This is a genomic window from Mastigocoleus testarum BC008, from assembly GCF_001456025.1.
Taxonomy (GTDB): domain Bacteria; phylum Cyanobacteriota; class Cyanobacteriia; order Cyanobacteriales; family Nostocaceae; genus Mastigocoleus; species Mastigocoleus testarum.
In genome coordinates this window covers 42163-63494 of sequence record NZ_LMTZ01000135.1, presented here as the reverse complement: position 1 = coordinate 63494, position 21332 = coordinate 42163, and the positions used below count along the sequence as shown (strand labels likewise).

16 protein-coding genes are annotated in these 21332 nt (G+C 35.2%); 7 read left to right on the top strand and 9 right to left on the bottom strand.

Annotated features, from left to right (window positions below; genetic code table 11):
- Nucleotides 1–1127 precede the first annotated feature (1127 nt).
- The 6 genes from BC008_RS35880 to BC008_RS35855 all read left to right on the top strand — a co-directional run bounded on the left by BC008_RS35880 (nt 1128) and on the right by BC008_RS35855 (nt 8895).
- On the top strand, nt 1128–1895 hold the full coding sequence (locus tag BC008_RS35880) for a class I SAM-dependent methyltransferase (protein ID WP_027844608.1): 768 nt from the start codon (nt 1128–1130) through the stop codon (nt 1893–1895).
- Between the two features lie 159 nt (nt 1896–2054).
- Nucleotides 2055–3299, top strand: a complete 1245-nt coding sequence (locus BC008_RS35875) for a glycosyltransferase family 4 protein (RefSeq protein ID WP_027844609.1) — start codon at nt 2055–2057, stop codon at nt 3297–3299.
- Between the two features lie 40 nt (nt 3300–3339).
- Nucleotides 3340–4452, top strand: a complete 1113-nt coding sequence (locus BC008_RS35870) for a hypothetical protein (RefSeq protein ID WP_058184381.1) — start codon at nt 3340–3342, stop codon at nt 4450–4452.
- Nucleotides 4453–4505: 53 nt separating this feature from the next.
- Nucleotides 4506–5390: a glycosyltransferase family 2 protein gene (locus tag BC008_RS35865; protein WP_027844611.1), complete on the top strand. Its 885-nt coding sequence runs from the start codon at nt 4506–4508 to the stop codon at nt 5388–5390.
- Nucleotides 5377–6516, top strand: a complete 1140-nt coding sequence (locus BC008_RS35860) for a glycosyltransferase (protein ID WP_027844612.1) — start codon at nt 5377–5379, stop codon at nt 6514–6516. The genes BC008_RS35865 and BC008_RS35860 overlap by 14 nt, the downstream gene beginning before the upstream one ends.
- 216 nt (nt 6517–6732) lie before the next feature.
- Nucleotides 6733–8895, top strand: a complete 2163-nt coding sequence (locus BC008_RS35855) for an MHYT domain-containing protein (protein ID WP_058184379.1) — start codon at nt 6733–6735, stop codon at nt 8893–8895.
- A gap of 754 nt (nt 8896–9649) precedes the next feature.
- On the opposite strand, the gene BC008_RS35850 is transcribed toward BC008_RS35855, so the two are convergent.
- On the bottom strand, nt 9650–10684 hold the full coding sequence (locus BC008_RS35850) for a bifunctional heptose 7-phosphate kinase/heptose 1-phosphate adenyltransferase (RefSeq protein WP_027842726.1): 1035 nt from the start codon (nt 10682–10684) through the stop codon (nt 9650–9652).
- Nucleotides 10685–11010: 326 nt separating this feature from the next.
- Here BC008_RS35850 and BC008_RS35845 point away from each other — a divergent pair, with 326 nt between their 5' ends.
- On the top strand, nt 11011–11835 hold the full coding sequence (locus BC008_RS35845) for a MerR family transcriptional regulator (protein WP_027842727.1): 825 nt from the start codon (nt 11011–11013) through the stop codon (nt 11833–11835).
- 125 nt (nt 11836–11960) lie between these two features.
- Here BC008_RS35845 and BC008_RS35840 read toward each other — a convergent pair whose 3' ends face one another.
- From BC008_RS35840 to BC008_RS35805, 8 genes are all read right to left on the bottom strand, one after another.
- Nucleotides 11961–14072 carry a GumC family protein gene (locus BC008_RS35840; RefSeq protein ID WP_058184376.1) on the bottom strand — a complete coding sequence of 704 codons (2112 nt, stop codon included), beginning with the start codon at nt 14070–14072 and terminating at the stop codon, nt 11961–11963.
- Nucleotides 14073–14536: 464 nt separating this feature from the next.
- Entirely contained in the window at nt 14537–15688 is a 1152-nt protein-coding gene (locus tag BC008_RS35835) for a DegT/DnrJ/EryC1/StrS family aminotransferase (protein WP_027842728.1), read from the bottom strand.
- Nucleotides 15689–15800: 112 nt separating this feature from the next.
- Nucleotides 15801–16478 (bottom strand): PIG-L deacetylase family protein, encoded by a 678-nt coding sequence (locus tag BC008_RS35830; RefSeq protein ID WP_027842729.1) that lies wholly within the window; start codon nt 16476–16478, stop codon nt 15801–15803.
- 57 nt (nt 16479–16535) lie between these two features.
- Nucleotides 16536–17237 (bottom strand): WbqC family protein, encoded by a 702-nt coding sequence (locus BC008_RS35825; protein ID WP_058184374.1) that lies wholly within the window; start codon nt 17235–17237, stop codon nt 16536–16538.
- Between the two features lie 119 nt (nt 17238–17356).
- Nucleotides 17357–17995, bottom strand: coding sequence for a sugar transferase (locus BC008_RS35820; protein WP_027842731.1), 639 nt, complete (start codon nt 17993–17995; stop codon nt 17357–17359).
- Nucleotides 17996–18087: 92 nt separating this feature from the next.
- The gene (locus tag BC008_RS35815; protein ID WP_027842732.1) at nt 18088–18792 is read right to left on the bottom strand and encodes a class I SAM-dependent methyltransferase; all 705 of its coding nucleotides are present in this window, start codon (nt 18790–18792) and stop codon (nt 18088–18090) included.
- A gap of 112 nt (nt 18793–18904) precedes the next feature.
- Nucleotides 18905–20059 (bottom strand): glycosyltransferase family 4 protein, encoded by a 1155-nt coding sequence (locus tag BC008_RS35810; protein WP_058184372.1) that lies wholly within the window; start codon nt 20057–20059, stop codon nt 18905–18907.
- Between the two features lie 18 nt (nt 20060–20077).
- Nucleotides 20078–21313: an O-antigen ligase family protein gene (locus BC008_RS35805; protein WP_027842733.1), complete on the bottom strand. Its 1236-nt coding sequence runs from the start codon at nt 21311–21313 to the stop codon at nt 20078–20080.
- Nucleotides 21314–21332: the final 19 nt, after the last annotated feature.

Genomic DNA, 21332 nt, shown 5'->3' with positions numbered 1-21332 from the left:
AATACATGAGCTTAAGTAATATTTATTAGAGATATCATTTGACAAAGGCTTAAAGTATAATTTACCAACTAAATATGATTCTTGGTTCTCTCCAAAGGTAGCAATATACATTTCCAAAAGAATTAGAATTTTACCATCAGAGTTTCGATGGTGCGTTCTATTGATTCGAGGGTTTACGAATTAGAAATATTACTATGCTTTATTTTTACTTCCACAAAAATTTTACACTGTTGTGACATATTAGAGTTCCTCAAAATAATTCGTCGAAATATATAGAATTCAACAATATTAAATTTAAGAGCATGTTGATAAATAAATTCTTGAAGTAGTGTGGCTTAGGGCAAAATCGGGATTTCATTGTTTGAATAATTCAAAATTTGTTGTAATCCACTCATGTCATACTTGAAAGTGAGATAAGGTGAAAGTGAGATAAGTTCGTAGATTTAGCACACTCTGCAATAATTTTATTTTTTACTCATAAACACCTTCTAAGAAAATAAAACTCAAACTTAGTTTTAATGGGAAACGAGGTAAATAAGAAAGCTCATCCAATAAAAGCTCATCCAGTAAGTGATACATAAAATGTAGAAATCTATACAACGCTATCATAGGTTACAAATGTTACCATAATAACGCCGGACGTGAAACTAGTCTATATGTGTATATTTATATCGCTTCTATTTACTAACCTGTGATTTAGCAGTAATTAAAAGTCAATCAATATCATAGGAACATCATTTTGACATATTCTCGCGATCTAAGTGTAATATATTAAAACTAACCGACAATCGGTTAACATAACCCATAATGTTGTTAGCTTGCCTTTATTCTGCGAGAATTTCGTTTTTACCTGTACTTTTGCAGTATTAGCGATTTGGATAATCTTTATTGGGTACGAGATTTTAAATTTCAATTCTATGGGCTGAAATTTCTTTCATAGAAATTATATTGCCATATCGTGAGAAGTCTGAAGCATCTAGAAAATAAAAGTTTCAGATAGTCTTAGATATGAATAAATATTGATGAGAGTGAACGCTCAAAACTTGAAGCTGGCGTTCTAGCATCACAGCACTAAGGAATTTAACCGCTATCTACTAATTATTCTTATTTTGATATTAGGGGCAAAAATGAAGATACTTGATGCTGTCAAACAAGCATTTAAAAACGCAACTAATCATTGTCTAGGCAAATGTAATATTTGTGGTCGGCACACGTTCTTTGTTTGTATTGATGCTCTAGCGGCACGTAATAATATGTACTGCCTTTTCTGTCGTAGTTCGTCTCGAAAAAGGCATGTTGCTAAAGTCTTATTAAATCTGTTCACTCCCCATTTGACAGCAATTAATGATATTTCAAGAGTTGGTAAGTATCGTATTTATAATGCAGATGTCGGTGATGCTTTTGGTAAAATCCTAAATAATTATCAGTTATATGTCTGTTCTAGTTTTATTCCAGGGATAACTCCAGGAACAGAAATTAGTTCCAGAGTATTTTGTCAAAACTTAGAAAATTTGAATTTTTCAGATAAGAGTTTTGATATTGTTATTACTGAGGATGTGTTTGAACATTTAAAACATCATGAAAAAGGTTTTAAGGAAGTTCATCGCATTCTTAAAACGGGTGGATATCATATTTTTACTGTTCCCTGTTATTTTGACCGAACAACATTAGTCAGGGTTGATACTCGCGGAGATAAAGAAATTCATCTTTTACCGCCAGAATATCATGGGGATAGAATCAGAGGTAAAATTTTAGCGTATAGAACTTTTGGAATAGATATATTTCCACTGCTAACAAAAATTGGATTTGATACTCAAGTTGACTTTTCCAACTATCTGGATCGAAAGTCAGGAATATTCGACAGTTATGTTTTTTACTCTAAGAAAGTTGATTAGAAAAAGCATTGAGGATCGGGTACGAGGATTGGGGAAATAAATATTTTCATCTCTGCTCAAATCAAATACTCCAGTTTCCAATACTTGTAATGATGCTAACAGTACATAGTACTTGCGGTATGCTAAGCATTAATACTAATCCCTAATCGCCATCAAGCAATGAATCCCTTAATCATTAGTACTTTTGACATTAGCGGTGGTGCTGCTCGTGCAGCTTTTCGCTTACATCAAGGTTTAAGGGAAATAAATATTAATTCTCGCATGCTAGTTCAATATAAAAGTAGTAATGAGGAAAATGTTATTGGGGCAAAAAATAAATTAGAAAAGTGGTTTAACCAAATGCGCCCCACTTTGGATAATTTTCCCCTCAAGTATTACCCCCAACGGAGTGATGAAGTTTTTTCCGGACAGTGGCTACCGGAAACAGTGGTACAAAAAGTAAAGTCACTTGCAACTGATGTAATTAATATTCATTGGGTGGGTGGTTATTTGCAAATTGAAACTATTGCCAAATTTAAGCAGCCTCTGGTGTGGACATTCCACGATATGTGGGGATTTACGGGAGGCTGTCACTACACTTTTGAGTGCGATCGCTATAAAAGTAATTGTGGTAGTTGTCCCCAATTAAACTCATCACAAGACAAAGATATTTCCCATTGGATATGGAAGCGTAAAATCAGATCGTGGCAAAAACTCAATTTGACGATTGTTAGCCCTAGTAAATGGTTAGCCCAATGCGCCCTTCAAAGTTCTTTGTTTCAAAATTATCGCATCGAGGTAATTCCTAATGGTATTGACTTAAAACGTTATAAACCTATGGATCGAAATTTAGCTAGAGAATGGCTCAATTTACCTCAAGACAAGCAATTAATTCTATTTGGAGCGGCATTTACCAATCAGAAGCGTAAAGGTATTCACCTATTGTATTCTGCCTTGGGAAATTTAAAACAGGCAGGATATTGCGATCAAGTAGAGCTAGTTATATTTGGTTCTTCCGAGCCCAGAAACTTAAGTCATCTAGGATTTAAATATCATTATATGGGTAGTCTCCATGATGATATCACCTTGGCTCTCCTCTATGCTGCAGTTGATATGTTTGTTGCACCTTCAATTCAAGATAATTTACCAAATACAGTTATAGAGGCGCTAGCATGTGGGACACCCTGTGTCGCCTTTAACATCGGAGGAATGCCAGATTCCATCGAACATCAACGTAATGGTTATCTTGCTCAACCCTTTGATACGGAAGATTTCGCAGCAGGTATAATCTGGATTTTGTCGGCGAGTAATGAAGATATTGTGAGTCTGCGATCGCGATCGCGGGAAAAAGTTGAGCGAGAATTTTCTTTGCAATTACAGGCTCAACGTTATTCTCAACTATTTGCAGAAGTTCTGGGGAATTAGTCTCGGAAATTAAACATAATTAATCTGAACAGATAAGCAAGTGAATATTAACGCCCATACTACAAGTAATATTGAACGGCATAGAACTAATTATTTCTTCTATGCTCTAATTTTATATAGTGTTGGAATATTATATTTAATTCCCTATGAGTTCCAAATTCCCCATGCAAAAATTTGTTTACCACTGTTAGGATTAATTTTATTAGTACAGTTACTTTACGATAAAAGCAAATTACTTGTAATTGATATTGTCATAGTTTGCTTAATCCTCATTGCTAGCATTATAAACTTTTCCTCATATCACTTATTTAGATATAGTTTGCCAATATGTTTAATGGCAATAGGTTTTAGTGGTTGCAAACAAATTCCCATCAAAAGGTCATTTTTAACTTGCTTGTGTTGGATGACTTCTGTTGCCATGATCTTACAAATGGCAATTTACAGACGACAAGAATTTGATGGTAGTGGCAGAATTACCCTAAGCGTAAGCGATCCTAATATTTCTGGCTTGTACATGTTACTTTTTTTATTCCTTTGCTATAAAATCAAATTTAAGCCAGGAATAGTTTTAGGTCTAGTGTCTAGCTTACTGTTCTTGAGCCGTAATTATTTTCTGACTCTAATTATTTTCTTTTTAATAGTTATTTTTGAAAATATATTTACTAAGTTTGCTCTGAAAATAAATTTTATACTTATCTTTGTAGTTGCGAATATCTTTGGGATTTTAATTGGAGAGTATTTTCTAAATCATATTGAAATAGGATTTGCTTATGATACAGGTTCATCTCGTCTACTTTCTTTGAATGATAAGTCTAATTTAGCGAGATTTGAAGCTAACCGTTTTTTGATTAACTCTTACATAAATAATTTGACTTTAGCATTGAGAGGTTATGGCGCAGAATACGAAAATGTTTTTCGACCAATTGGTGCCATTATTCATAATTCCTTTTTAGAAGTTATTGCTTACACTGGTATACCATTGGGAATTCTTTACTTCTGGGTCATGCTACGTGTATTTAAAGGATATTATCTTCCCGAAAATTGCAAATATATTTTGCCATATATATTTTTCTGTTTATTTTTACATACAGGTTTACAAGGACTTTGTCCTTTCTTTTTTGTATCTATCTTAGCAATGTCAGTTGAAAACTAATCATAATTCCGGTTATATCATTAATCCCTCATAATTCATCGTAAAAGCCAAAGATGTCACCCAAAATATCAATTATTACACCTTGCTATAATTCTGAGAAAACAATTGAAAAAACGATTCAGAGTGTCATCGAACAACAGAGTACTTACCAAATAGAATATATAGTTATTGATGGTGGTTCTACCGACCTAACTTGTGAAATCATTAATCAATATTCTCAATATATAAGTAAGTTTATATCTGAGCCTGATTCTGGTGCTTACGATGCAATGAATAAAGGAATAAAGGTCGCAACAGGGGATATTATTGGCATTATTAATTCAGATGATTGGTACAATCCTAATGCTATCAAAATAGTAGAAAAAGAATTTGATAAATATCCAGATATAGATATAATATATTCTCCAATTGATAACTATTTTGCCGAGGAATATGTAGCGAAATTTATCCCTGGTAAATTAGATAAATTAATCATCAGATTTACTTTAAATCATCCATCCTGTTTTATTAAAAAGCATGTATATAATACTGTAGGTTTATATAATATCCAGTATTCAATTGCTGCAGATTATGCAATGATTTTACAGATATTTTTATTGGGATATAAATTTCATTACGTTGATATCCCTTTAGCTGCATATTCTCTCAATGGGATGAGTTCCTCTAATAATCCTTGGGATAGATTAAAGCTAATCCGAGAGTCTTGGATAGTAAGTACTCAAACTCTTAAATCTCTCACGAAAAAAACAATATTGCAAAATAATTTACCTAAACATTTAACTTTGCAACGTTTCCAAGCTTATTTACTTTGGGTTATCAATGAAATTTTTGCTCTTCCAATCAGATATTTCCTGAAACCACCAACCGCAAGAAAATTAAAGCAATATATTACTAAGTATGTAAGACAACCAATATCAAAAGATTATGGTCAATGGTAATCAGTCTGTACGTAGATGTTTGTTTATTTCTGCTCATGCTCCAACAAAACTATACCCCCAAGCAGGACAGAAAATAGCTTTAGATAATCTTGAAAAATATGCTGCGATCGCTGATGAAATTGACATTATCGCGATCGCCAATCAATCTGAAATTAATGCAGCATCAGACCTATGCAAAAAGTTTAGCAAAAACCTTCACCTCTATCCACTTTCAAAACTGACTAAAATTAATAATTGTTTACGAAATATTTCTATCCCTTTAAAATTTGCTACCCGTTTTAAAAATGAAGTAGCAGTAAAAATGCAAGAATTGCTACTTACATACGAGTATGACATTATTCATTTTGAATATTCCCATGCAGCAGTTTACCTAGAATTACTACAGGAACTGCTAAAAATTCAAGCGTGCAAATCTAAAAGTTTGAAAAATCAAGAAATAAGAATAATTATTAGTATTCATGATATTATATCTCATTCTTTTTTAAGAAAATCTGTACATAATCCTTTATTGGGAATAGAATTAGCTAGAATATTTCACTACGAAAATAAATTATATTCCGCTGCAAGTAAATTATGGGTTCTATCTGAAAAAGACCGTAATATTCTTACTTCTTTATTTACAATTCCAGTTGATAAAATAATCGTTAATCCTCCCAAGTTAAGTAGTTTTCTTAGTAATATTCATCGGGAACCAGAAAAAATAGAACCAAGGACTTTACTTTTTTGGGCAGCCATGAATCGCCCAGAAAATGAAAGAGGAATTATTATCTTTGTCGAGAAATGCTTCCGGAAAATTTTAGAAAAATTTCCTGACTTCAAATTATATATTGTTGGTTATAAGCCTTCGAAAAAAATTTTGAAACTTGCAGATAAAAATATCATAGTTACTGGTTTTGTTGAAGACCCAAGACAATTCTTTGAAAAAGCAGAAATTGGTATTGTTCCATTATTAGAAGGAGCCGGAATTAAATTAAAAACTTTAGAAATGCTTCATGTTAACATGCCTGTAATTAGTACCAGTATCGGTGCAGAGGGGATAGATGTTAAAAATCAATATTTGCTAATAAATAATAATTTTGATGAATGGGTGAATTTAATCGGAAATATTACCTTGAGTAAATGCTAAGTGAATCGGTTATTACTCTTCTGAGCAGGTTAAAAATATTTTAAACAATTAAGTCAGAGTAAGAAAAAATACATTTAATCATTCTCGAATATTCTTCTGCCATAAGTATTTATTAAAGTAGAAGTAATATTGATTTGAAAAGTGGCATTATAAAGAATTAGGATAGAAGAATTAAGATGAGATTTTATAACTAAAATAAATTTAAACTTTAAAGCGATGAATTATCATTTAATTGACAGTTATAACCTCTATTTAGTAACAATTTCAGTTGTCATCGCTATTTTGGCATCTTATACCGTCCTGAAATTAGCAGGAAGAATAGCAGTCGCAAAGGGATGGTTGCGACGCTGTTGGCTAGTTGGTGGAGCTGTAGGAATGGGTTCAGGGATTTGGTCGATGCATTTTATAGGGATGCTTGCATTTAAGGCTCCGGTACCGATCGATTATGATTTTGTGTTGGTTTTGATTTCTACGTTGCCGGCAATTTTCGCATCTGGATTAGTGCTATTTATTGTTAGTAATCCTACGATCGGCTCTTTGGAGTTGATTGGCGGTAGTCTATGTATGGGAGGAGGAATCACCACTACCCATTACTTGGGGATGGCTGCGATGCAAACCCCAGCAATAATGCATTATGATTTGACCTTAGTGTTAATTTCAGTATTTATTGCGTTCTTGGTTTCCTCAATTGCACTTTTTCTCACTTTTCAACTCCGTTCTGAATCAATACCTAAACGTCGACTAAAGCAGGTTTTTGCAGCTATCATTATGGGCTTTGCAATTGCCAGCATGCATTACACCGGAATGTTAGCCCTAAGTTTTCAAGCGTCAAGTGATGTTGCATTAAGTACATTTTTATTAACAACAAAAGATGCGAACTTGTTAGCAACTGGGGTTACGATAGGGACCTTAATTATATTGGGTTTAGCCTTACTCACTACTTTATTCGACCGACAACTTTCCGCAAAAGAAGAAAGTCATCAACAATTAAAAACCATTCTTGAGGGAATTAAGGTTGGTGTTTTAGTCGTTGGTTCTGACTCAAAAATTTATATGAGCAACCAAGCAGTTTGCGATCTGTTGGGAAAGACTGAAATAGAGTTACGGAATCTTTGGGAAACCTTTTGTCAAAATTATCATATTCAAGAACTTGAAACTTTCAACCTCTCAAAAATTCAAACTTTATCAAAATATGATTGGGCTCTGCATGAAGTTTTTTGTGCAATTGTTTCATCCCAAACTGTTGACAACGCAGTGATGAGCCTAACGAGGACAGAACTTGAGAAGCAGAACTGGTTGTTAGTCAATATAGTTCCTCAATTAAATAGCGACAGTAAAATAGAGAAGGTTGTCTGTACTTTTAGCGATATCACCAATCTTAAGCACAAGGAAGAAGCTCTGCGAGCAAGTGAAGCTAAAAACCGTGTATTAGCTGAAGTTGCAACAGCCCAAGCCCAAGAATTAGAAAATACTTTAAACAAACTCAAATTAACCCAGACTCAACTTATTCAGCAGGAAAAAATGTCTAGTTTGGGACAAATGGTCGCAGGAATTGCCCATGAGGTTAATAATCCCATCAGTGTTATTTACGGCAATTTAACCCATGCAAAAAAATATACAAAAGACTTAGTTGAATTACTCCATATTTATCAAAATGAATATCCTCAAGGGAGCCCAAAAATTCAAGCCAAACTTGAAGAGGTAGAGTTTGACTATATTATTGAGGATTTAAATAAGTTATTCACATCAATGAAATTTGGTAGTGACAGAATGCGGAAAATAGTCTTATCTCTGCGGAATTTTTCTCGCTTAGATGAGGCAACAATGAAAAAAGTTGATATTCATGAAGGTTTGGATAATACTTTACTTTTGCTAGCACATAGATTAAAGCCAGAATATAATTTACCACAAATAATTATTTATAAACACTATGGTGAGTTACCCAGAATTAACTGTTATGCAGGACAGTTAAATCAAGTATTCAAAAATATCCTTGACAACGCCATTGATGCTCTGAGAGATTCTTTCGAATTTTATGATTGGACTATTGCAGAAAAAAAATATTTTGCTCCAGATAAAAATAATTTTTTGAATGGATACACAGAACAATTATTCAACTTACCTTCTATTTATATTTATACAAAATTGATTGATAAATCTAGAATTATAATTGATATTGCTAACAATGGTCCTAGTATTCCTGAATCTATTCGACTGAGAATTTTCGACCCGTTTTTCACTACGAAACCAGTTGGTCGTGGTACGGGTTTAGGCTTATCAATTAGTTATCAAATTATTCACAAACACTCTGGAATATTGGAGTGTATTTCTCAGCCAGGATGGGGAACAAAGTTTCGGATAGAACTGCCCATAATATAACGCTATATTGTAATTCAAAATTCATTAGCATCGCGTGTCCGTAGGACATAAGGAAAAAGTCAAAATTCAAAATATGACCTGCGGTCACGCAATACCTACGGTACGCTATCGCTAGCCGCTAACAAAATTCAAAATTGTATTACTCATAATTTCCAAGATTTATAAATCTCTTAAATTAATTAGAGTTACACATACTAAAATGTAATTATTTTATAGTTATTGATTCATWACCAATTACCAATTACCAATTACCAATTACCAATTACCAATTACCAATTACCAATTACCAATTACCAATTACCAATTACCAATTACCAATCATAAACAACTAATTTTCAGTTTTGTAATTCCTCTGATAATAATACTGATATTCTGGGGAAAGTAGAGGTTCCCACCATTCACGATAATTAGGGTACCACTGCACGGTTAAAAGTCCGCTTAATTAGTTCCCATATAACCCTATTGAAAAGACGGCGGTTATTACCTAATAATCCTTTTACTCATTACTCATTACTGTGCGCTGTGTACACTTACGTGTCCCGCTAGACCGCGCCGCGAGCGGCGAATGCTAACGCACCCCGCAATACCTTACGGTACGCTTGCGCTAGGCGCTAACATTACTCACTACTTATTACTTGTTACTCATTACTCATTACTCATTACTTCTACAGGATATAGCGATTAATAAAAAACTCAACCTATTAATTGATACAGATCGATGCAATTAGCAATTTATAACCTAAAAGTTTTACCTTTAATGATTCTTCTCCTGCAAAATTTTTTCTAGTTCTACTTTCATCTCTGTATTGCTTACATGTTTTGTTCCCAACTGTCGCATCATAACACCAGTTGATAAACTTGCTAGTATTGCAGCCTCCCAACTAGACGCACCAGTTGCTAAGCCTAAAGAAAATAAAGTTGTTAAAGTATCTTGAATGTCTGTAATATATAGTACTTTGTTCTGATTGAAACTAGGTATGTGATGTTTACTGCCATTACGTTCCAACAAAACCATTCCATTTGCAGTACCTGTAATTAAAATATGTTGTCCTTGGGTTAATGCAAATAAATCTTTGCCGGCTTCAGTTAATTTCTTTTCATTGTTGATAGTATATCCTACTGATTTCTCCGCTTCTCTTAAATTCAAAACAAATGCCCTTGCACCGCGATATCTTTCCAAATGCTTTTGGGTATTAACAATTGTTTGAGGAGCAGAAACTGCAGCGGAAATTACTGGTTTAGTCATAGTTCCATCTCCGCGATCGCAGCAAACAATTACATCCACTGATGCTATTTGTTGTTTGATATATTCTGCTAATTCTAATTGCGCGTCTGGTTGAGGAAATTCATCTGATTTGCGATCAATTGCAACTATTTGCTGCTTAAAAGATGGTTGAGAATAACTTAAAATCCTTGTTCTGGTAACTGTAACTCTACTTGGATCGCAGAAAATACCATCAATATTAATATTTTCGGTTTTTAATAAATTACGTAACGCTTTTCCTTCGTCATCCTTTCCTATTAAGCCTACAGCTTTAACTTGCGCGCCCAAATGAGCCAGTTTATATGCTATATTTCCAGCATTTCCTGGGGTTCTGGATGTTTCTTTGTGACGGAGAATTAATATTGGGGCTTCAGAAGAAATATCTTCTACTTTACCAATGAGGTATTCATCCAAGGTTAAATCTCCCATGATGAGAATTTTTGCTTGGGTGAAGTTATTTAACAAATGTAATAAACGCTCTTCGGAAATACGTAATTTGTGAAGAAAATCAGAGTCAAAAGGCATGATTGGGCAAATAATCTAGAATTCATAAATTAAATATCAGCATCAGATTCTACACTTACATATAAAAAGTAAGAGTGATCTAGAAAACATGAGTTTTTAAAACCTTCTTTTCCCCTACCCGATATATTTGTTTGTCAAACTGCTACTTAATACAGTACCAAAAAATCATGAGACATAAATTATACTCCTGTATCAGAATTTTCCCTACACCTCTCACACTTCTTCCCCTCCCCTCTCCCTCTCATTCTTAAAGGGTGCGATCTAGGGCTTGACTTTGTCCTTAGGGTAAAGTGTTCGATTAAATAGAAGCGATTTGAGGTTTTCCCATGCTTAGAATTAGTGACTTTGCTCAGCTTAGTCGTGTTTCGCCAAAGGCGTTACGTCTCTATGACCGCATGGGTTTACTCAAACCGATAAAAGTGGACAGCTTTACCGGTTATCGCTATTACTCAGCAATTCAATTACCCCGTCTTAACCGAATCCTGGTCTTTAAGGAATTGGGATTTTCTCTAGAACAAATAGCTAAATTACTAGATGAAAATATTCCTGCTGAAGAAATTAGAGGAATGTTACGTATTAAACATCTCGAAATTCAGCAGCGATTGTTAGAAGACCAAGTTCGGTTAGCGCGGGTAGAGATGCGGTTAAGTGAAATCGAACAGGAGAAAAAAATGCCAAACTATGAAGTTATTCTTAAGCCCGTGGAATCTCAACTTGTGGCTGTAACGGTTGGAGTTATTCCCAATTATCAAGATTGTGGACCAATATTTGAACGTCTATTTGGTGAAGCATACGCTTATGTATCTCGTCACAATCTAAAACAGTCTGGAAATGGTATTTCTATCTATCACGATACTAAATTGCGCGATCGCTATATTCCTGTTGAAGCTGCTGTACCAATATACGAAAAAATTCCCAGTAATGAAAAAGTTTTAGTTTATGAATTACCGGGGGTTGAAGATATGGCTTGTACAGTACATCAAGGGTCATTCGCTAGTTTAGGACAAGCATACAATATTTTACTCGAATGGGTAGAAAAAAATGGATATCGAATCATTGGTTCTACCCGAGAAATTTATTTGCAGTACGAACAAGGTGGGGATGAATCACAGTATGTAACAGAGGTTCAGATTCCTGTGGAGAAAATCTAGACATTTACATAAAAATGTGGAGACGTAAGTTCTTATATATCGTTTACCAACCGATATTACGTCTCTGCACCAAAAACTATTACACATTTAGTTTACTGGAAGAAGGTTAATTAACAGATGTTAAGTTAATTTTGAGGAACCACTCCATTAACTATTTGTCCGATCGCATTTTGACCGGATTGCTGCAAAAGTTCTCGAGTAATATTTGCGTTCACAGAATTAACAACTCCAGGTCGTACCAAGATTAATACCCCGTCAACCATCTGACCCAAGATAGCAGCATCAGCACCAACCGTTAGTGCAGGAGCATCAATAATTACAAATTCATATCCATCATTAAAACTTTTAATCAAAGCAGTCATACGCTTGGAATCAAGTAAAGAGGCTGAATTAGATGGTACAGTTCCAGATGTGAGTACATTTAAATTATCTGCGACTTTTGTAATTACTTGAGCGATGTCAGAATCTTCGAGAATTATGTTACTTAGCCCCTCATTATTGTCTAAATCCCAGATTTTATGTTGACATGGACTGCGTAGATTTCCATCTATCAGCAATACTTTAGTTCCCATTTGTGCCATTGTTAAAGCTAAATTTGCTGCTACAGTCGACTTACCTTCTCCACTTACAGAGCTAGTAATCGCAATTACTTTTAATTTTTTATCTGCAATTATGAAGCTTAAATTTGCCCGCAACATTCGGTAAGCTTCACTAATCGGGGAATGAGGAATATCCCTAAGAATAAGTCTTGAGGTGAATGATTCTGATTCTTTACGAGCGCGAATAATTTTTTTAGGCTTGCTAAACGAAGGAATAACCCCCAATAGAGTTAATCCCATTAATTCCTTTGCTTCATCTAAGGTTTTGATAGTTTTATCTCTTACTTCGAAAATATACATAGCCGCTAACGCAACTAGAACAGATACAAAGGCTCCAGCTAAGTAGTAAAACTTAGGAGATAAAACAGGCGAACGAGGGATTTGAGCTTCTGATATCTTGCTTGCATTACCTACTATCTGATTTTCTGCAATTCGACTCTCTTGTAATTTTTGTAGCAATAATGAATAAGTAGACCGAGCTGCTTGTACTTTACCTTCTAACTGGCGTTGTTTCTCCTCTAATCTAGGAATACTGCGGAGTCGTTGTTGGTAATTAGCCTCATAATTTGATGAATAAGCTAATTCGCTAACCAAACCAAGGCGAGTAGACTCTAGTTCTATCAGTTTAGCGGTTAGTTGTTGTTTGATCTGTCCCGGTTGCAAACTACTATTTATTTGGATTTGCGGACTATTTGAAAGCTTCTGAATCCGCCCCTGTAGTATATTTTTTAAGGAGCTTAGTTTACCTTGCAAATAAATAACTTCAGGATGGTTATCTTGAAAAGTAATCTGCTTATCTGCTAATTGAGCCTCAAGCTGCTGAATCTCTTTAAGAGTATCTTGAATGCCCGCAGACTGGCTTACAGAAGTTATTGCTAATGCTTGCTGAGGGTCCATACCCAATTGTTTGCTAATTAGTTCAGCTTGGGAACGATTATTTACAATCTTACCCTTTATATCACCAATTTTACTTTGCAGTTCTGTAATTTTTCTCACTGCTTCTTGTTTCTCATCTTGCAAAGAAACAATATTATTTTTTTCTCTAAAAATAGCTAAATTAGCTTCTGCTTTTTGAAGAAACGTTTCAGCTTTTGGTAATTGCTTTTCTAAAAACTGGCGAGCTACAGAAATTTCTTTCTTATGCAATGATTCATAATGTTCCAAGTAAACATCCATTAGCTTATTCACAACCACTGCGGCTCTCACAGGCTCTGGATCTCGGTAACTAACTGCAAGAATATCGGAACCCTCAATAGCTTTTACACTCAAGTTTTTGATAAATCCATCGATGGTCAGGGATTTACCTTTATTGTCTTTTAAGCCGAGTTGATTTATAGTTTTCTGAACAATAGAGACTGAACGGATAACTTCTGCTTCCGTATTTAAAGGACTTGTATCTTTACCTTGTAATGTTTCTAATTTACCAATTTGCGTTCCCACTCCTGTGAGAGAAGATATCGCGTTTGTTTTTTTTAAGAGTAACTTACCTTCGGCTTTATACAAAGGTTTTGTCAAAGAAGCAGCCAGAGTTATAAACAAGAATACTATAGTAAATACTCCTAAACCACTTATCCAGCGCTGCCTCAGGAATTGCCAGTATCGGTCGAGTGTAATATAAGATTTAGAAGAAGATTCCATAATTAAATTAATTTTCGTTTATAACTTTATGGCATTCTCGAGCGAAAGCATAAGGATCTTATATATAAGTAGAATTTCCTGCGAAATATCTACAAAATTAATTTGTATGCTTATACAGCCTCAAAAATAAGATTTTTACTGTTTAGGCATACAAGTAACTTGGCAATTTACTCAAAAATGTAAAAATTTTGAATTTTTGCGTTTAAGAATTCTCGACTTATTTGCTTAAGTAGATTTTTGACCTGAATCCTACATGCGTGTTTTTCTTGTTAGTAAATTTGCCAAAAAAGTTCTAAATCACTTATTGATTAATATTTTTTGCCTTGAAGCATCGTGCAAAAATCAAGTTACCGATAAAATTTATTTGAAAGCTTATTTATTCCGCTTTCCTATTGAAGCTAGGTACCCGGATTTCTGCGCAAGCTTCAGGACAAAGTCAAGTTAAAAAAATTAGGTTAGAAAAATTAAGTTAAAGTTTTTTTCACCGCCTCAATTACACGAGTTTGCTCTGCTGGGGTCATTTTTGTATAAATCGGTAGACTCACTATACGTTCGTAGGCATAGGAGGCGCAAGGAAAATCTTCTGAGCGTAGTTTATAAGTGTCACGCCAGTAGGGATGCAAGTGTAAGGGGATGTAATGGACACTACAACCAACTCCTTTAGCTGCTAGTTGCTCAATAAATGTGTTACGGCTCACTTTTGCTGAGTCATCTAAACGAATTACATAGAGATGCCATGATTGAATATCATCGTTGACTACTTTTGCTGGTAAGTGTAAAGGTAAACCTTTTAGTTCTGCGTCATATCTGTTAGCGATCGCAGCCCGTTTTTTCTGGAGCAACCAAGCTTTTTTCAATTGATGAATTCCCAGGGAAGCAGCGATATCGGTCATGTTATATTTAAAACCTGGTGCAACCACTTCATAGTGCCAAGATGGCTTAGTAGAAGTATAGCGGTCGAAGGCATCTCGGTTAATTCCGTGCAGTCGCATAATTCTTGCTCGTTTAGCAACTTCCGGATGACGGGTAACGATCATCCCACCTTCGCCAGTAGCAACAGTCTTAGTGGCATAAAAACTATAGACAGTTGCATCGCTACTAAGGTTCCCAATTAATTGGCCCTGATAAGTTGTAGGAATAGCATGGGCAGCATCTTCAACTACCTTTAAATTATACTTCTGAGCTACTTCTAAGATAGCCTGCATATCGCAGGCAAGTCCACCAAAATGTACCGGGACAATTGCTTTGGTGCGAGGGGTAATAGCTGCCTCGATTTTAGTAGTATCTATATTGAAAGTAGCTAAATTTATATCTACAAAAACTGGATCTGCGCCAAGATAGCGAACTACCTCTGCAGTAGCGGTGAAAGTATGAGTAGTGGTAATTACCTCATCTCCGGGACCAATTCCTAATGCTTCTAAAGCTAAATGCAATCCTGATGTTGCAGAATTGACGGCAATCGTTTCTATATCTTGACCGAGAAATTCGCTAAATTCCTTTTCGAAGCGTTTGGTTTTGGGACCGGTGGTAAGCCAGCCAGAAGACAAAGAATCAACTACTTCCCTAATTTCTTCTTCTCCGATATCAGGGAGAGCAAATGGTATAAATTTATTCATTTAAAATATATACTCCACTAACGATTTACAATTTTTTATTTTTTGGTGATACTATTTGCTAGTAGATTCTATAAACTTTTTTTGTTTCATTATCTAAGTTTTATACACTTGCCTATCGTTGAATTTCACGCACCAGCATAAATGGTTCTGCTGCTGCAACACCAATAATGCTACCCCAGTAACTTGCACGGATACGTAGAGACTCTAAGGAACGAGGATGGGGAAAGGGGCGTAGCTCAGTCGTATATGCTGACATAGCAATTAATTTATTTTCCAGATAAGCTGTAATATCCATATAAACATTGGGGATAAAGTTGTTTTCAAGATACGGTCCAGCCCACTCAGTTGCTGATGGTGTTTCGTAGCAAAGAATACGTTCAATAAAGGATGTACTATAGGGACGAGCAGCAGTTAAAGTTGCTTCATGAACAATTTGATGATCTTTGTTAATATCCCCCCGATGATGGGTATATATAATTTGTGGCTTAACCTCTTGTACTACTCGTTCGATCCATTGTGTAATTTTAAGAATGGGTAAAGTGTCTAGCACCTGATCGGCGAAGCCTGCAAATTTTATATTTGTTTCGGCAATTCCGATTTGATTGATAGCTTTAATCGCACAGCCTTTGACAAAATCTATCGTGTCATTTTTGTAACGCGCAGTACCACTGTCAGCAATGAATGCGATTACAATTTGGTCGCCTTGGCTAATGTGTCGAGCAATGGTACCTCCTATACCCAAGATTTCATCATCTGGGTGTGCAGCAATAACTAAAATCTGTTTTGACATTTTTGAATATCTCGTCTAAATATTTACTTTTTTCGCTTTTTGAGTAGTAAAATCCAATTAACTCAGTGAAGTAATTTTACCGCCAGCCATTACTTTTTCTGGCTCTAAACCAACGTTGAAGAGCATATCGAGATAGCTAAGAAATGTTACAAAATCGCCATAGGGTTGTTTATAAATCGGATATTCATATTCGTGAAATCTAACTTCAACTCCTTGGGTTAGAAATTCTTCCACATTGAGATACTTTTTGCCAAATCCACCAGAAAGGTATGTGTCTGAACCAAGATACTTACAAATATCTAATAATAGTTTAGGTCCCTTACCTGATACTGGGATTTCAGAAGCTAGGACAAATTTACAGTTAATTCCTAGCAGCTTTAATGCAGGTCCCCAAGACGCACGATCTAATTCAGTTAACCTTTCATAAGGTCTTTCCAAAATATTCAATATCTCGGGCTCGTAAGTTTTGTAATGTGGGGTTTTACCGTAAAGAGTTTTAAGGGTTCCTTTTATTTTAGACTGCCAGGATTGATTATTGTTGAGGTGCGTATCAATAATCAGTTGTTCTCTGTGAATTTTATGCATCGGTACAGTAAGCCACTGTGTCCCTTTGCTAGTCTTTATTTTTGCTCGGTTTTCCTCATGGCGTGGATTAAATTGAACGGTATCTAAAATAACAAATATATCTGCCATCATCATTCGATGAAGATAATGGATTCCAGGAAAGAAACGTGGTTGACTAATAACACAAACAGACATTAAACACCTTCTCTATCTAATTAAATTAGGAGTACGTTGAAATATCCAAATTTTCCTAAATCAGAGAGTCTCAGGAAATCCAATCGTTTTACAAAATTCACCTTAGACTCTAACTAATTTTAAGAAAGTGGCTGCTTTTTAGCTGGGAACCAAGAGTGAATTAATATGCAATAAAAAGTTTGAATAATTATTTTCAAATCAAGAAAAATGTTCTGTTGTTCTACATAACGCAGTCCTTCGTTCAACTGTACTGGAAGATGTTTTTCAAGATAGTGTTTTTGCATTGATACACCCTCAGGGGGTCGGTCGTGATACGTTAAGTCAGGATACCAACGTACTTCAACCGGTGAAGTTATACCCGGTCGAACTTTTAGTATGTGTCTTTGTTCCGGCGTATAATAGTTTTGGACTATATCGTAGTCTTCGGGACGGGGACCAACAATTGACATATCTCCCTTAAGTACATTCCAAAACTGAGGAAACTCATCTATCTTAAGTTTGCGTAACCATTTGCCCACAGGAGTAATGCGATCGTCTTCTGGGTCTGTAATTTTACGGTTTAAAGTATCTGTGTTGACATGCATTGTTCGCAGTTTGAACATATAAAATTCCTTACCTTCTAATCCAGCCCGTTTGGCTTTATAAAAAGCTGGTCCTGGAGAGGTTAAATTTACAACTAAGGCTCCCAGCAAGAATAATGGAGAAGTTATTAGTAGCACGCAGCTAGCAAAAACAATATCGAATAGACGCTTGACCATTTATGAACTCCTAATTAGAAGATAAATTTAATTAGTAGTATTTGGATTTATAGAGATTTGAGATAGGTTTCAATTATTGTTCTCGTTGAAAATTAAGGCTTTTGAATCCAACACAATACATGGGTACGCAAAAAATACATCAAATTAAATAAAATGTAGAGATTTGGATGAATTTTTGTGACTCTCCTACTGATGGGTGGTGCCAATATTAATTTCCATGTCTTAATATTCCCTTGGGGAAATAACTCATGAATGCGGCTAATTGGTACTCCTCTTATATCTGAATTACTAGGATTATTAAACACAAAATCGAACCAAAGTATACCTCCTCCCGGTCTGACCATTGACCACATGTGATTTGCTAACTTTTGCTGGAAACTATCATTTAAAATTGAAGTAAAAACAGTTGCCTGTAAAACAACATCAAAGGATTCCTTTGGTAAATTAAGCACTGAAGCATCCCCAACTAAAATCTGAGTTGCAGCTGGTAACAATCTTTGTGCATAAAAAGCTCGTTCTTCTAGAAGTTCGTTTCCTACTAAATTTTCCGGTTGGAAACCCAAGGTTAGAAGTTGAAGTAAATTATCCCCATAACCACATCCAATTTCCAAAACTCGTTTATTTCTAACAGGTTCTAATCCAGAATATTTAATCCAACGAATAAATGCACTCCTTTTATCTTGATATGCCATGTAACGATCTGGATTTAAAGGGTTATATAGGGAGAATTCTGGAATTTTCCTGCGTCGGTGATAACGTTGACGGATTTCCTCTAATTCATTTAACTCACTGTTCATAAAATTCTTTGATTTTGCTAATCATAATTAGTTTGGAGAGTTATATATTTGCGAAATCAACTTATGGTTGGAAGCTGCAAAAATTTCAATTTTAATTTTACTTTTCCATCGCTTAGGCGGCTTGTTGCAAAACCCGATAGTAGATTTCAGTATATCGATCTGCTACATGTTTGAGACTAAATTTCTCTCGTACGTGCAACTCACTCCTAGCACCCATAAGAGTTCTTGTATTTTTAGATCTCAGGAGTTGCATTATACTCCCAGATAAGGCTTGCGCATCTTTAGGAGGAACCAGTAAACCATTCCAACCATGTTTTACTGCCTCATTACAACCCGGCATATCAGTTGCAACTAAAGGAAGTTTCATGGCACCAGCTTCTAGCAAAACCCGTGGTACACCCTCACGGTAATAACTCGGCAAAACAAAGATATCGGTTAAATTTAATAGAGTTGGTATGTCACTACGAGGACCCAAGTACTTAACAACCCCAGCTTGTCTCTCAATTTCTTTTATTGATACTGCCTGTCTTCCCTCTGAAGATAAAGGACCAATCAAGAGAAATGTGACATTTTTCATTTCCCGACAAACGATACTAGCAGCCTGAAGATATTCTCTCACGCCTTTAGAAACCACAAGACGTGAAATCATTGTAACTACAAGCTGATTTTCTTCTATATTTAGCTCTCGTCGTATCTTAGTTATTTCCTCTGGAGTAGAGTAATTTTGAGTCAGTTGTTCTACCTCAACACCAGAACCCAATACTAAATCTTCATACCCCTCCTGTACCATCTTGTGAGTATAAAAATATTGGCGATCGTCCCGATTTTGAAATACTGTAATTCCTGCTGCTGTTGAAGCTTGTCCTTGGAGATAATTATATACAGGTCTGAGTGCAAGTGCTAATGGAGAGTTAGAGGAAAAAATATACCCCATTCCGGTAATTGTACACACTCGTCCAGGAATTCCTGCTTTCCTTGCCACAAGAGGCACTGCAATCGCTGGTTTAGTATCAAAACCATGAACAATATCTGGTTTGTACCTAGTAAATAAATCGAAAAGTTGCTTACAGCTACGTATATCACTCCACGGACCTATTCCCCGTTCTAGAGTATATGAAAAGTAAGGTATATTATGACCCACAAAGGCATTACCACTTGCAGAACCAACTGCTCCCACTTGAAAGCCTTTTTCTCTTAGTTTAAGCAGCAGAGGAATGCGCATATGAATATCCTCTCCCCCTACATGCCAAATATTGATTACAGACATTTGGTACCACCGTTTTCTTTACAAAACTTTTTTTGGCAATTTAATGGAATCCTTAGAGGAATCTGTAACTGAACTCAATGTAGCGATCGCGAATAAATCAAACCAAAAAATTGGCTGACGCAATACATAATGAAATAAACTATGTCCCATTAAAGATATGAAAGCTGCATTCATTACAATCGATCCACTACGCCAAGCTTTAGAAGTAATCCATACCAACAGAGCAATTAATGCAATCAAACCAATAATCCCAGAGGCACTTGCTAATTCTACGAATGTATTGTGACTCTCTATTGTCCCTAATGAATCTAGGGTTTCACCGGAATGAGGACCTGGACCAAGTCCAAATAATGGTGAGTGCAACATTGCAATAATCCCATTTGTCCATAGAGTCACGCGAAGGCTGCCTTGAGAATTTTTATTATATAATTCTCCAATAACCCCACTAACTTTTTCATATAATAGAAAAGCTATTAATAAAAGAACTATTATTACTAATAAAATCAAAGCTTGCTTCTTCGCAAAACGTACTATACTTATGTCTTTTTTACTAGATATGAAGTTTAGTAAAAACTTATATATACCCCAAGATGCTATCAATAATATTCCCATGAACCATCCTAAAAATAGTGAGTCGGAATCAGTTTCTATGCCCACTATAAAAATAGAAATAATTATTGAAGTATAAAATATCCTTTGTTGATGGTTATTGCTTTTAATTAGAAAATATAAAGCAAAGAAAGGAAATCCGCTTAATAACAGACCCAGTTGATTTGCATTCTCCGCCCAGCCTTTGAATCTTACCCCATATTGCCAAGGACTAAAAAATGGAAAAATAGCAGGTACGAGTAAGATGCTTAACAAAGTAAAAGCGGAAAATGAAATTAATAATATAACTGTTCTCTCAACATCTTCTTTAGAATATATGGAAGTTGTTAAAGCGATTCCCAAAATAAATGAAAATACGTAAGCCAATAGATCGTGTAAAAACTCAGGAGATGCAAAATCTATTGACAAAGCGATCCAAAATCCAAATCCCAAAGCGATAAAAATTGTCATCCAAAACAAGAAAAATGCTTTAGTAATTGGCGTGATAAAATGACGTTTAGTAATCGATATATTAAGTAATACAAATAATATCCAACTGACCAACATAGCTTCGCCTACTCCAATGGGAATGCTTCCAGGTCTTAATTGAGTGGCGGTTGTCAGTGCTATTCCCACTGCAATCCAGATTCTCTCCCTGTTATCCATGACTAACACATCCCTAAGA